17 protein-coding genes and 2 tRNA genes are annotated in these 12914 nt (G+C 58.3%); 5 read left to right on the top strand and 14 right to left on the bottom strand.

Going from position 1 to position 12914, the window contains the following annotated elements; all coding sequences use genetic code 11:
- Window positions 1–5: 5 nt before the first annotated feature.
- From ACYZT7_RS18470 to ACYZT7_RS18460, 3 genes are all read right to left on the bottom strand, one after another.
- Window positions 6–338 carry a cupredoxin domain-containing protein gene (locus ACYZT7_RS18470; protein WP_223430077.1) on the bottom strand — a complete coding sequence of 111 codons (333 nt, stop codon included), beginning with the start codon at window positions 336–338 and terminating at the stop codon, window positions 6–8.
- Complete coding sequence (locus ACYZT7_RS18465; protein WP_008153602.1) at window positions 339–869, bottom strand: iron transporter; 531 nt, start codon at window positions 867–869, stop codon at window positions 339–341.
- A gap of 93 nt (window positions 870–962) precedes the next feature.
- A complete protein-coding gene (locus ACYZT7_RS18460; protein ID WP_462037688.1) occupies window positions 963–1310 on the bottom strand; it encodes a hypothetical protein in 348 nt (115 codons plus the stop codon).
- Window positions 1311–1480: 170 nt separating this feature from the next.
- On the opposite strand from ACYZT7_RS18460, the gene ACYZT7_RS18455 reads away from it, so the two are divergent.
- From ACYZT7_RS18455 to ACYZT7_RS18445, 3 genes are all read left to right on the top strand, one after another.
- Window positions 1481–1702, top strand: a complete 222-nt coding sequence (locus tag ACYZT7_RS18455) for a DUF3079 domain-containing protein (RefSeq protein WP_309673996.1) — start codon at window positions 1481–1483, stop codon at window positions 1700–1702.
- A gap of 203 nt (window positions 1703–1905) precedes the next feature.
- Window positions 1906–1979, top strand: a tRNA-Cys gene (locus ACYZT7_RS18450).
- 195 nt (window positions 1980–2174) lie between these two features.
- Window positions 2175–2261, top strand: a tRNA-Leu gene (locus ACYZT7_RS18445).
- 80 nt (window positions 2262–2341) lie between these two features.
- Here the strand turns inward: ACYZT7_RS18445 and ACYZT7_RS18440 are convergent.
- Window positions 2342–2551, bottom strand: coding sequence for a hypothetical protein (locus ACYZT7_RS18440; RefSeq protein ID WP_095129346.1), 210 nt, complete (start codon window positions 2549–2551; stop codon window positions 2342–2344).
- Window positions 2552–2709: 158 nt separating this feature from the next.
- Window positions 2710–3546 carry an NAD(P)H-binding protein gene (locus tag ACYZT7_RS18435; protein ID WP_462041822.1) on the bottom strand — a complete coding sequence of 279 codons (837 nt, stop codon included), beginning with the start codon at window positions 3544–3546 and terminating at the stop codon, window positions 2710–2712.
- 169 nt (window positions 3547–3715) lie between these two features.
- On the opposite strand from ACYZT7_RS18435, the gene ACYZT7_RS18430 reads away from it, so the two are divergent.
- Complete coding sequence (locus ACYZT7_RS18430; protein ID WP_462037687.1) at window positions 3716–4402, top strand: TetR/AcrR family transcriptional regulator; 687 nt, start codon at window positions 3716–3718, stop codon at window positions 4400–4402.
- On the opposite strand, the gene ACYZT7_RS18425 is transcribed toward ACYZT7_RS18430, so the two are convergent.
- From ACYZT7_RS18425 to ACYZT7_RS18390, 8 genes are all read right to left on the bottom strand, one after another.
- Window positions 4399–4683, bottom strand: a complete 285-nt coding sequence (locus ACYZT7_RS18425) for a hypothetical protein (protein WP_449643720.1) — start codon at window positions 4681–4683, stop codon at window positions 4399–4401. The genes ACYZT7_RS18430 and ACYZT7_RS18425 overlap by 4 nt on opposite strands.
- Before the next feature lie 307 nt (window positions 4684–4990).
- Window positions 4991–5221, bottom strand: a complete 231-nt coding sequence (locus ACYZT7_RS18420) for a hypothetical protein (RefSeq protein WP_010460746.1) — start codon at window positions 5219–5221, stop codon at window positions 4991–4993.
- 125 nt (window positions 5222–5346) lie between these two features.
- Window positions 5347–5568 (bottom strand): hypothetical protein, encoded by a 222-nt coding sequence (locus tag ACYZT7_RS18415; RefSeq protein WP_462037686.1) that lies wholly within the window; start codon window positions 5566–5568, stop codon window positions 5347–5349.
- 72 nt (window positions 5569–5640) lie between these two features.
- Window positions 5641–6681, bottom strand: a complete 1041-nt coding sequence (locus ACYZT7_RS18410; RefSeq protein ID WP_462037685.1) for a DNA topoisomerase IB — start codon at window positions 6679–6681, stop codon at window positions 5641–5643.
- 75 nt (window positions 6682–6756) lie between these two features.
- Window positions 6757–7836 (bottom strand): molybdenum ABC transporter ATP-binding protein, encoded by a 1080-nt coding sequence (gene modC / locus ACYZT7_RS18405; RefSeq protein ID WP_462037684.1) that lies wholly within the window; start codon window positions 7834–7836, stop codon window positions 6757–6759.
- A 3-nt stretch (window positions 7837–7839) separates the two neighbouring features.
- Complete coding sequence (gene modB / locus ACYZT7_RS18400) at window positions 7840–8520, bottom strand: molybdate ABC transporter permease subunit (RefSeq protein ID WP_462037682.1); 681 nt, start codon at window positions 8518–8520, stop codon at window positions 7840–7842.
- On the bottom strand, window positions 8521–9288 hold the full coding sequence (gene modA, locus ACYZT7_RS18395; RefSeq protein WP_462037681.1) for a molybdate ABC transporter substrate-binding protein: 768 nt from the start codon (window positions 9286–9288) through the stop codon (window positions 8521–8523).
- A gap of 251 nt (window positions 9289–9539) precedes the next feature.
- Window positions 9540–10604, bottom strand: a complete 1065-nt coding sequence (locus tag ACYZT7_RS18390) for an NAD(P)H-dependent flavin oxidoreductase (RefSeq protein WP_462037680.1) — start codon at window positions 10602–10604, stop codon at window positions 9540–9542.
- Between the two features lie 189 nt (window positions 10605–10793).
- Between ACYZT7_RS18390 and acuI the strand changes: the two genes are divergently transcribed.
- Window positions 10794–11777, top strand: coding sequence for an acrylyl-CoA reductase (NADPH) (gene acuI / locus ACYZT7_RS18385; protein ID WP_462037679.1), 984 nt, complete (start codon window positions 10794–10796; stop codon window positions 11775–11777).
- Here the strand turns inward: acuI and ada are convergent, their stop codons facing one another.
- Complete coding sequence (gene ada / locus ACYZT7_RS18380) at window positions 11778–12842, bottom strand: bifunctional DNA-binding transcriptional regulator/O6-methylguanine-DNA methyltransferase Ada (RefSeq protein WP_462037678.1); 1065 nt, start codon at window positions 12840–12842, stop codon at window positions 11778–11780.
- Between the last annotated feature and the right edge of the window lie 72 nt (window positions 12843–12914).

The raw sequence follows: 12914 nt of genomic DNA, 5'->3' as shown, positions 1-12914 counted from the left end.
ACGGGTTATTTCGCGAGGATGCCGCCCTCGGGCAGTTGTGGATTGAACTCGTCGAAGAAGGGGTAGTGGCCAGGTCTGAGGGGATGAATCACTACGAAAGTCGTCACGCCCGGCGACAGTACTTTTTCAACCCGCAACGGTGTGCTCTCGAACTCTGCTGGCCCCTGACCGATATTCTTCAGGATGATCTTGAAGCGCTGTCCGGCCGGCACCTCCAGCAGGGCCGGAGTGAAGTGACCATCGCGCAGATTGAGTTCATAGCTCGGTAATTCGGCATAAGCCGTGAACGGCGCAACTGCACCGGCAAGCATCAGCCAGGCAATCTGCAGGCGCTTCATTCAATAGCCGCCTTTTTTACCAATGCCGGCGTAAATGAACTCGTAGTGCAATTCGCAGCGTTCAAACCAGGGAGCCACACCGGTTTCCTTATCGGTATGGCGGCCAAGGGACCCATGACCGCCGGGCGGCAGGACGGTGAAGGTCAGCTGATATTTACCTGGACCGAGCAGCTTTACATTGTCGCCATAGTGCGGACCGTCATTGGCGACCATGGCGTGGAAATCGCCTTTGAGTTCGTTCTCGTTGCCCTGTTTTTTCAGGTTGAACGAGACATTGAGGTAAGGGACGAAACTGCCTTCCTGAAAGCCCTGTCGATTGTCCGCCGTGGCACGAATGTCGGCTTCCAGATGCACATCGGAATCCGCGGTGGCCCGCATCATGCCGGCAGGTGCCATCTCGATCGGCTGCAAATACACCGCCCCGACTTCTAGTCCCGGACACAACTGAGGTTCCCCGATCGGGTATTCCTTGGCCTGAGCCAACGGTGTGAGCAAGAGCAGGGCGAGTGACAACGAAAAGGTCGTACGCATGATGTCTTCCTGGGCACTAACGAGTAGGAGCCCGAGTGTAGGAAGCTTTTCTGCGAACAATAATGATTGTTATCAAGTTTCCAGCGATTAAGCCTATGACTGGGAACGCTTTCGAAACCGCTCGGCGCGGTCGACGCTGTCGCTCATCTGCGCAGCCGCGTGAATCGTCAGAGGATGCTGGGTGAAACCGGGTCTGGGTGAAATGTAGGCGGCCATTTCGCGGGCGACGGCTAACTGTTGATCCGAACCTTGTGTCAGTAACGCGATGACCAGATTTTCCAGGGCAATCACCCGGACGCGAAGGTGGACCAACTCTGCATTGGTCAATTCGGGGGGAGAGGAAAATGCTTCAGCGTCGAGTGATTTTTCCGCGCCCTCATCATCCCAGGTCGACAATCGAACAGGGCTTTGGTCTCCGGCAGGTGTTTTTTTACCAGGCATAAGAAGCTTCTCCAGGTGTTTTTATGTGGCTGCCCAAGGACCGGAAAACGCTATGCCGTAGCCGAGTTCCCGGCAGGACAAGCTTAGCCGTACCTTGATCCGTATCAAGGCCACCTTTGCGCGAGCGATGTAGGTTGGAGGCACATCCTAGAGGCAAACCGGGGATCGACATGGCCAAGAACTTTCCCATCAGCCCCAAACATCCCGAGCGCATTTGCTGGGGCTGCGACAGATACTGTCCAGCCAATTCCCTAGCGTGCGGCAATGGCTCCGACAGGACAATGCATCCGGCCGAAATGATCGGAGATGATTGGTATCTGCATGGGGACTGGGGCATTGAACCGTTGATCGCGGTAGAAGACGTGACGGACGATCCCGGCCGGAAGGGCTGAGCAACCCCTGGAAACATAGAAACCACCTGACGGAATTTTTTTTGAAATCAAGGGGTTGCCAGCCTCGGGAAATCAGTACATAATTCACGCCATCGAAAGCACTTACCGCTGAAAAAGCTCAATGTTTTCAAGGAGTTAGATCACGAATCTTACTCCAAGTTTGTACGCGTCTGGTGTTGTGCTACATGACATTAGATGTTTGAGGCCGAGTAGCAAAATGGTTATGCAGTGGATTGCAAATCCACCTACGCCGGTTCGATTCCGACCTCGGCCTCCACTTTAAACAAGCTCCGTAGATCTATGATTTACGGAGCTTTTTTATTTGCGCTGTCCTGCAAGATTTAGTCTTGAAAAGGTCAGTCGCGAACTTGCTTCACCGGGGCGGGATGTATATATTTCCCCCTCTGCTGCACAGGCGTCAGAACTGCCAGATCGTTATTTGACAGTCTTCAGACTGCTTCACCGCGCTACCGCCCGAATGGCGAAACTGGTAGACGCATGGGACTTAAAATCCCCCGCTCGTAAGGGCGTGCCGGTTCGATTCCGGCTTCGGGCACCATCTAAAATCAAGGGTTTGCGAGCGAAAGCTGATGCAAACCCTTGTTTGTTTCTGGCTTGCTTTTTTTCAGCCCACGGCAGTTATTGATCCCGACCGCTAACCCCTGGATTAGCGCCGCGTCGATCTTCGCCAGAAGGGTTGCCGTCATCGACGAGCCTTCTCTCTGCCAAGACATTTTGAAGGGCCTGGCGGGCTGCAGGATCGAGCTGATGCTCTCTTTCTTTGAGTTCAAGCAAGATAGGGCTGGACCAAGTGCGATAGGTTTTCTCAGCAATACGAATAGGTGTCATCTGTCTCCTCCTTGATCAAGGCCCGCCAACGCAGCCGGCGCAATTTCGATTCGATAGAACCCTAGTCGAGAAATCTGTTTGCCGCCAAAAATGGCAGGGTACCAGGGGCACCTCGCGGGTGCCGTTATTGGGTTCGTGATGGAGTGCAATACTCGATTTCATCCCTCATTTGCCCAGACGCCCGTAGCAGACGTGCGCCGCACATAATCGGAAAAATCCCGCGCCGGCCGACCCAGCGCACGCTGTACGCCATCGGCAACCGGTGTATTACGGCCATCAAGCACGGTGGTGAAGAGATACAGCACCAGGTCGATCAGTTGTGCAGGAAGTTCTTCCTGTTCCAGCGCCTGACGATAAGCCTCCGGCGGCACTGCGGCGAAACGGATTTCGCGTTTTGTCGCATGGGCGATTTCATTGACGGCTTCGGCAAACGTCAGCGCTCGCGGGCCCGTCAGTTCATAGAGTTGGCCCGCGTGTTCTGGTTTGGTCAGCGCCTCGACCGCGATCTCGGCGATGTCTTCTGCATCGATGAAGGGCTCTGCGATATGACCGACGGGGAGGACCAGTTCCCCTTGAAGGACAGGTCCCAGGAAGTGCGCCTCGCTGAAATTCTGGAAGAACCAGCTGGCCCGCAGGATAGTCCAGTCGACTCCGCTGTCCTGGATGACGCGTTCGGCCTGTTCTGCTTCGACCTCGCCGCGCCCCGATAGCAGCACCAGTTTGCTGACACCGCTTTTGACCGCCTGATCGGTGAATGCCTGAACGGTTTCCAGCGCGCCAGGGACAGCGAGGTCTGGTTGAAAGGAGAGGTAGACCGCGTGAATGCCATCAAGCGCAGCTTCCCAGGTAGCTTGATTTTCCCAGTCGAAGGGTGGGGTTCCCCCGCGGGAACCCAAGCGGACAGGCAAGCCGGCAGTTTCCAGTCGTTGGGCAATTCGCCGACCGGTTTTGCCAGTCGCGCCGAGAATCAGGATGTTCTCTTGAGTGGTTTTCATCGCGTTCATCTCCATCGGGTTAATGTGAGTGATGCTCACGTTAAAAAGATGATAAACCCTCACGTTATGCCGTCAACCGACAGAACCCTGGAAACCGACGTATGGAAGCTACCTGTTGAGCGGTGCTAAGGTGAGCCTATGTCATGTTTATTGAACGGGAAGTGCACCCATGCCCAAGAAAATTCCTGAGGTGCTCGAGCCCCTTGTTTCAGAGCCGACTCGGCGCAACCCCACACAACAACGCAGTCGAGAACGGCAGGAGCGAATTCTGACCGTGGCGACTCAACTGATCGCGGCCAAGGGCAGCGATCAATTAAAAATGAGTGAAATTGCCGAGCGGTCCGAGATATCGATCGGATCGCTTTACCAGTACTTTCCCGACAAGAGTTCGGTGATTCGGATGCTGGCCGAGCGCTATAACGCCGAAAGCCGTCGCTGTATTAAAGAGGCGTTGGGAGCGGTCGAGGACGCGCAAGGACTGCGAGTAGCCTATTCGGAGCTGCTCGATCAGTATTACGAGATCGTTTTTGCTACGCCGGCGATGCGGGATATCTGGTCCGGGATGCAGGCAGACAAACAGCTCCTGGCGCTGGAGCTGCAGGAGAGTCGTCTAGCAGGTGGGTTATTGGCCGACGCGATGCTTCGTGTGTATCCAGGCGGTGATGCGCAGCAGGTTCGTGAATCCGCGTTTCTGATCTGGCATCTGGGGGAGGCGACTATGCGGCTGGCCATCTCATGTGCACCCGAGGAGGGGCGCGGTCTGGTCGAGGCCTTCAAACGCATGTCGTTGCGCGAAATCATGGCGTCAGCGGCCGGATCGAGTGAGTGCGATTCAGCCGCCGAAGCCGTCAGCTAAACGAAAGGCTGACCGGTAAAACCACGAGGCAATCGTTGCCGTCCTTCCATGGCGGTGAGCCGTTCTACCCAGGCCGCACGCCAGTCAATGGCCGTGTGCGTAACTTTGGCTTTGCGTGCGGCGCGGCGTGCAGCGTTGCGCTGGTCTTTGCGCGCATCCTTGAACGCGTCGGTTTCGCGGCAGCTTCTGCATTTAACCCGGGTAAGTTCGCTGGTTGAGACGAGTTTGCTGCCTTTGTGACCGCAGGCCAGATGCCCGCCGACTTTGAAGTGAGTAACCATCAGACGCCTCCTTGGTGACGTGTAATCGTTTGACCTCCAGCGTACGGCGACGTTCGTTGCTAGCGTAACGGGCAAAAAAAGGCCCGCGTGCGGGCGGGCCAGGGGATTCTTCAAAGGAGTCCGGTCAATGTAGAGCCTGAGATGTGAACGCCGTGTGAAATGGACTGCTTAGCCATAAAAAAGCCCAGCACCAGGCCGGGTTGGGGATGTACCAGGAAGCGATCAGGCAGGGACGCACACGGTGACAACAATGTCGCCGTTCATGCGTCCTAAATCAGGCCGTATCCTTGAAGGTCTCCAGATCGAGTCATCTGAACCGCGGCAGGGGCGGGTCGACAGGTTTGAGCGACGACAGCGTATTGCGAATCAGTGGCGCGTCTTTCTCGATATCATTCAGACGATCACGAATTCTGAGGGCCGTCGGGTGACCGCCTTGATGATCGACCCAGTCGGCGATTTCCTTGCACGCCGCTGCCAGGCGAGCCTGACGGGAGTCGAGCAGAGTGAGCAAAGTGGTGATGGACTCTTTTTCGGACATGGCAAACACCTCCGTTCAAGAAACCTGTATTTGGCAGCAAAAAGCCCGCTGGGAGCGAGCTTTCTGCCGATGGGGTCGCTGTTCCTTCAGCTTTCTCAGTATAGACCCGTAAAAGGCAGGTGACCTTAGCCTTGTCGGGCCGTCACTTGTGACCTGACATTCAACTGCCAGCATTCACGTTGGGCATCGTCTTCACGATCGAAACCGTCACCGATGAAGCCGTGGGTTCGAGTATCGGCGATGCGGTACCAAACGGCGGCGTCCGGTGGTGGATGGCTGGTTTCTCCGTCTCGGCGGCCATGGATGATGATCTTATTGCAACGTTTAACAACGAAAATGTCTTCCATGGCGCCACCGCAGCTGATTCGTGTTCAGAACAACTATAGAAGCCATTTGCGATCGTGCAAAAAATAGACGGGTCAGTTCGTCGCCTCAGCCATTGCGGCCCTCATTTCCAAAAACACCGCCAGCCCGACTTCCTCCGGTCTGAGCCCTTTGCGCGCTCGTGGCCTGGGCAGCTCAGACAACGCACCCAGAAGAAAACCATCAAGCACCGCCGGGTGGATGTAGCACTTGCGGCAGACTGCCGGGGTGTTACCCAGCTGTTTGGCAACGTTCTTGACCATATCCACCAAATGCCGTTTTGCATCCGACTCGGGTTCCCACTGCAGTTTCCGCAAAACCGCCAACGCCAACGCGCTGCCAGCCCAGGTGCGGTAGTCCTTGGCAGTGAAGTCGGCGCCGGTGAGGGTTTGCAGGTAGGCGTTGACGTCGGAGGAACTGACGGTGTGCCGCTCACCGTTTTCATCCAGGTACTGAAACAGGTTTTGCCCGGGAATTTCCAGGCAGCGTTTGATGATCCGCGCCAGGCGCCGGTCTTTCACGGTGATTTGATGCTCGACGCCGCTCTTGCCGCGGAACTGGAACAGGATCGCACTGCCGTTGACCTCGACGTGACGATTGCGCAGGGTGGTCAAGCCGTAGGAGCGGTTGTCCCGAGCGTACTGGGTGTTGCCGACCCGGATCAGCGTCGCATCAAGCAAGGTGATGACCGTGGCCATGACCTTGTCGCGGCTGAAACCGGGAGCCGCCAGCAGTGCTTCAAGCTGTTTGCGCAGTTTCGGCAGCGCCAACCCAAAGTCCCGTAAACGTGAGTATTTGTCGGCATCGCGTACTTCTCGCCAGCGCGGGTGATAACGGTATTGCTTGCGACCTCGGGCATCACGGCCGGTGGCTTGCAGATGTCCGCGCGGGTCGCCACAGATCCACACATCGGTATAGGCCGGGGGCACGGCGAGGGCGTTGATGCGGTTGATCTCATCCTGGTCGGTGATGCGCTGACCCGCAGGGTCGTAATAACAGAACTTGCCGCGCAGTTTCTTGCGGGTGATGCCGGGCTGGGTGTCATCGACGTAATGCAGGTCGAATGGCAGCACATCGGGCAGCGCGATATCGGACATGGCGGTAGTCCTTGGCGACGGATCAGGGGCCGTTACAGCCATTGACCGCACACCATTGCAGTCGTGCCAGCGGATTTATGCCAGCACCGCCACCGCCTTGATCTGTGCCCAGAGTTGCTGACCGGGGTGCACGCCCAATTGGTCCCGGGAGTAGCGGGTAATCCGCGCCAGCAGCGGTGTGCCGCCGGCGTCAAGACGGATCAGCACGTGGGCGGCGTTGTCCGCACCCATTTCACTGATCACGGTGACCGGCAGGCGATTGAGGATGCTGCTTTGCTCGACGCTTTGCAGGCTCAGGCTGACATCCCGCGCCTGAACCTTGCAGCGCAGCGCCTGACCCAGGGCCATCGGTGAGTGAGCCACTCGAATGTTCAGGGTCGTGTCGGGCAGTTGCAGGGTCAGCAATTGGTAGTCGGCGTCATAGGCACTGACGTGCCCCTCGATTACCACGCCGGCGTCGTCGCCCAGCGCCAGGGGCAGGTCCAGACGGGCCAGCGTTTCGCCAATAGCGCCGCTGGCCAGCGCCTTGCCATTGCTGAGCAGAACGAGGTGATCGGCCAGCCGCGCGACTTCATCCTGTGAGTGGCTGACGTACAGCACCGGGATGTCCAGTTCATCGTGCAGTCGTTGCAGGTAAGGCAGGATTTCGTTTTTTCGTTGGCTATCCAACGCCGCCAGCGGCTCGTCCATCAGCAACAGTTTCGGGCTGGTGAGCAGGGCGCGGGCGATGCCGACTCGCTGCCGTTCTCCGCCGGAAAGGTGCTGCGGATGGCGATCCAGCAAATGGCCGATCCCGAGCAGTTCGGTCGCGTGAGCCATGTCGACCCGCCGCTGTTGGCGAGGAATGCGCTTGAGGCCGAACTCCAGATTGGCCAGCACCGACAGATGGGGAAACAGGCTGGCTTCCTGGAAGACGTAACCCAGCGCACGTTTGTGTGGCGGCACGAAAATCTTCTTGTCGCTGTCCTGCCAGACTTCGTCGTTGACCTGGATGAAACCCTGCTCGGCCTTCTCCAGGCCGGCGATGCAGCGCAGGCAGGTGGTCTTGCCCGAACCGGAATGACCGTAAAGGGCAGTGACGCCGCGGCCGGGCAATTGCAGATCCACTTCCAGGGCGAACCCCGAATACCTCAGTTTCAGACGCGTATGGATCATCGATCAGCTCCAGCCCGCTTTGGTTTTACGGCTGGAGTAAAGCGCCAGCAACACAATAAAGGAGAACACCAGCATCGCCCCGGCCAGCCAATGGGCCTGGGCGTATTCCATGGCTTCGACGTGATCGTAGATCTGCACCGAGACCACGCGAGTCTTGTCGGGAATGTTGCCACCGATCATCAGCACCACGCCGAATTCACCCACGGTGTGGGCAAAACCGAGAATGGCAGCGGTGATGAAACCGGGGCGGGTCAGCGGCAGGATCACGCTGAAAAACGTGTCCCAGGGATTGGCGCGTAAGGTCGCGGCCACTTCCAATGGGCGAGTGCCGATGGCGGAAAAAGCATTTTGAAGGGGCTGGACCACGAATGGCATCGAGTAGAGCACCGAGCCGATCACCAACCCTGCAAAACTGAAAGTGAGGGTGCCGAGTCCCAGTGATTGGGTGAAGTGGCCGACAAACCCGTTAGGGCCGAGCGCCAGCAACAGATAGAAGCCAATCACCGTCGGCGGCAGCACTAGGGGCAGGGCGACAATCGCCCCGACCGGGCCGCGCAACCACGAGCGGGTGCGCGACAGCCATAACGCAATCGGAGTGCCGATGACCAGCAGGATAACCGTCGTCAGCGACGCCAGTTTCAGGGTCAGCCAGATGGCGGAAAAGTCGGCACTCGATAGCGTCATTTAGAGTTGGTAACCGTAGGATTTGATAATTGCGGCGGCTTTCGGACCTTTGAGGTACTCAACCAGCGCCTTGGCAGCCGGGTTGTCCTTGCCTTTGTTGAGGATCACCGCGTCTTGTTTGATCGGGTCGTGCATGCTGGCTGGAACGATCCAGGCCGAGCCGCCGGTGACTTTGCCGTCTTTGTAGATCTGCGACAAGGCCACAAAACCAAGTTCGGCGTTGCCGGTGGAGACGAACTGGTAGGCCTGGGTGATGTTCTGGCCTTCAACGATCTTGGCTTTGACCTTGTCGGTCAGGCCCAGCTTGGCCAGCACCTGAGTAGCGGCCAGACCGTAAGGCGCCGCTTTCGGGTTGGCGATGGACAAATGCTGATACTGGTTGTCGCTCAACACTTTGCCCTTGGCATCGACGTAACTTTCTTTCGCCGACCACAGCGCCAGGGTGCCGACGGCGTAGGTGAAGCGCGAGCCCTTGACCGTATCGCCTTCGGTTTCGAGTTTTTGCGGGGTGGTGTCGTCCGCCGAGAGGAACACTTCGAACGGTGCGCCGTTCTTGATCTGGGTATAGAACTGGCCGGTGGCACCAAAGGAGGTGACTAGTTTATGCCCGGTGTCTTTTTCGAAATCGGCGGCGATCGCCTGAATCGGTGCAGTGAAGTTGGCGGCGACGGCGACCTGGACTTCATCCGCCTGGACGGACCCGAAAGCGAACACTGCAAGCAGGGTTGCCAGGCAGGTGGGGGCAAAACGTGAGGCACGAATGGTCATGAAACGGCTCCGTGGTAGGCAAGTGCAGCAAGGGGGTGAATCGCTATATAGTGGAATATATAGCGAAATGCCTGCAAACGGAACGTGCGAAATGCGCGTTGTTGAGGTGACGCGTGAACCTGCAGCTGCCGAAGGCTGCGTTCGGCAGCAGTCGTGGAAACAGACACCGCGGTCTTTCAGGTTAATGGTGGCAGCTGAATTTACGACCGCTTCGCAGCCGAACGCAGCCTTCGGCAGCTACAGGGCCGTGTTTAGTGACGAAGCAATTTCGCCAATCCTTCCTCTGCCAGACGCCGGGTCAACTCAGCCGTGGTCATTTCAACGCCCAGCGTGAATGCCTGACCCGCCCACAGATTGCTGAAATCCGCTTCCCCCTTGGCCCGCAACGGCATCAACGCACCACCCGCCAGCGGGAAGGCCGGTGCTTTGGCGCTCATCGGCCCGAGTTCGCGCATCACCCGATTGAGAATTCCGCGCGCCGGGCGTCCGGTGAAAATGTTAGTGACGGCCGTTTCACTTTCCTTGGCCGTGCGCAACGCCTTGTGGTGAGAAGCGCTGACCTTGGCCTCTGGCGTGAACAAGTACGCCGTACCGACTTGTACCGCCGAAGCCCCCAACAGGAAAGCCGCCGCGACGCCTCGTGCATCGGCAATCCCGCCGGCAGCAATCACCGGCACTTTCACCGCATCGACAATCTGCGGCACCAGCGCAAAGAGGCCCACCTGGCTGCTCAGGTCATCACTGAGAAACATGCCCCGATGGCCACCGGCTTCGTACCCCATGGCGATGATCGCGTCACAACCCTGCTGTTCGAGCCAGATGGCCTCTTCGACGGTGGTGGCTGAGGAAAGGATTTTCGCTCCAGTGGCTTTCACGCGATCCAGCAGGGACTTTTCCGGTAGGCCGAAGTGGAAACTCACGACTTCGGGCCGAAACTCTTCGATCACTTCGCAGGCCGCGCTATCGAACGGCGCTCGATTGGACACCGGCGTCGGCGCGTCGAAGTCCACGCCAAGTTCCCGGTAGTAAGGTTCCAGTAGATGCTTCCAGTCTCGAGCGCGGTGCTCATCGGTGGCGGGTGACTGATGGCAGAAGTAGTTGACGTTGATCGGGCGCTGAGTGTGTTGGCGAATCGTTTTCAGCTCCTCGCGCAACTGATCGATGCTCAACATGGCGGCAGGCATCGAGCCCAGGCCGCCGGCGTTACTGGCTGCGATAACCATGGCCGAACCGGTCGCGCCGGCCATGGGCGCCTGGATGATCGGCAGTTCAATGCCGAGCAGGTCAAGAATGCGAGTGTCTGGCCATTTGCTCATTTGAAAGGTTCTCCGACGTCATAACAGGGCAGGGACGGTAGGACCGTTTTTGTATCAGCAATGACTGACATAAGGCCAGTCGAGTTTTCAGTTCGTGTGCCACTCTTGGCTTAAATTCGAGTACGGTGAAATGTTGCTATGTGTTATTTCAACTGCACGACAACTGAGTGATTCCATCTGGAGGCAGCAATGTTCCAAGGCATTTTGATCGACAAAGACGACAGCGGTTACCGGGCCACACTGCAAGAGATCAATGACGATCAACTGCCCGAGGGCGATGTGACAGTGCGTGTTGCGTACAGCACGCTGAACTTCAAGGATGGCCTGGCAATCACCGGCAGCAGCCCGGTGGTGCGAAAATTCCCGATGGTGCCGGGGATCGATCTGGCAGGGACTGTCGAAGTCAGCGAGCATCCGGACTACAAGGTCGGTGATCAGGTTGTACTCAATGGCTGGGGAGTTGGCGAAGGACATTGGGGCGGACTCGCGCAGAAGGCTCGCTTGAATGGCGACTGGCTGATTCCGCTGCCCAAGGCATTCACCACGGCACAAGCGATGGCCATCGGCACGGCGGGTTACACGGCGATGCTGAGCATCCTGGCACTGGAACATAATGGCGTGACGCCCGAGCAGGGCGACGTATTGGTCACCGGCGCCAATGGCGGTGTAGGCAGTTTCGCCATCGCACTGCTGAGCAAGCTCGGCTATCGGGTGGTCGCGTCCACCGGCCGCACCTCCGAACACGATTACCTCAAGCAACTAGGCGCCAGCGAAATCATCGATCGCGCCACGTTGTCCGAGCCGGGTAAACCTTTGGCCAAGGAGCGTTGGGCGGCGGTCATCGACTCGGTCGGCAGCCACACTCTGGCCAATGCCTGTGCCAGCACGAAGGCCAACGGCACTGTTGCCGCGTGTGGCCTGGCGCAAGGCATGGACTTCCCGGCTTCAGTCGCACCGTTCATTTTGCGCGGCGTGACCCTGGCCGGGATCAACAGCGTGACCCAACCGAAAGCCAAGCGAGTATTGGCCTGGAATCGTCTGGCCAAGGATCTCGACTTCGCCTTGCTGCCGCTGATCAGCCACGAAATCGGCTTGAGTGAAGCGATCGACGCCGCTTCGCGGTTGCTCGCGGGGCAATTGCGTGGGCGGGTTGTGGTGGATGTGAATCGCTGATTACAGGGCTTCACGCTCCAGCAATTGCCGTTTGCGTTCTACACCCCAGCGATAGCCGGACAGGTTGCCGTCGCTGCGCACCACGCGGTGGCACGGAATTGCAACCGCCAGAGTGTTCGCGCCACAGGCTTGAGCCACGGCGCGCATCGCTTTTGGTGCGCCGATTCGCTGGGCGATATCGGCGTAGCTGGCGGTGCAGCCAACAGGAATCTCCCGCAGGGCTTGCCAGACCCGTTCTTGAAAAGCGGTGCCACGAACATCCAGCGGCAAGTCCAGGCCCAGGGCCGGCGCTTCGATAAAACCCACAACCTTGGCGATCAGCTGCTCGAAACTGTGATCGGCGCCAATCAGATTCGCACGCCGAAACTTGTCCTGCAGATCGCAGACCAATTGGTGCGGATCATCGCCCAGCAGGATCGCGCAAACTCCCCGTTCACTCTGCGCCACCAGAATCGCCCCCAGGGAACACTGGCCGACGGCAAAACGAATGTCGTTGTTCTGGCCGGCTGCGCGGTAATCACCGGGTTTCATGCCCAATAGTTGATCGGCTGCTTCATAAAAACGGCTGTTGGAGTTGAAGCCAGCGTCATACAGCGCGTCGGTCACTGAGCCGCCATCCGCTAGACGTTCACGGACTCTGCGCGAGCGATGGGCGGTAGCGTAACCCTTGGGCGTCAGACCGGTAACCGCTTTAAACACCCGATGGAAGTGAAAGCTGCTGAGGCCGGCAGCCAAGGCCAGTTCGCTTAGTACAGGCAGATTTTCCGCGGTTTCAATCTGGCGGCAAGCGGCAGCCACGGTCGCGGCATGTTGCGCGGCGATGTCGCTTTGATCCTTCGCGGCTCGTTTGCTAGGGCGATAACCCGCCGCCTGCGCCTGCTCGGCGGTGTCGAAGAATTCGACATTCTGCGGTTTCGGCAAACGCGCCAGACTGCTGGGGCGGCAGTAGATACCGGTCGTTTTCACCGCGTACACAAACTGTCCGTCTGCCCGGGGATCACGCGCAACGACGGCGGCCCAGCGAGGGTCGTTCTCGGTGGCGATCTTTGTCAAATGGCTTGTCATGGCTTCATGTCCTGACCTGTTTCATTCAGATTAACCAGCTGACGGGATCGCTGCACCCCGGGTCTTGCGGTC

The sequence above is a fragment of the Pseudomonas sp. RT4P38 genome (genome assembly GCF_054897765.1).
This window is presented reverse-complemented; position numbering and strand designations above follow the sequence as displayed.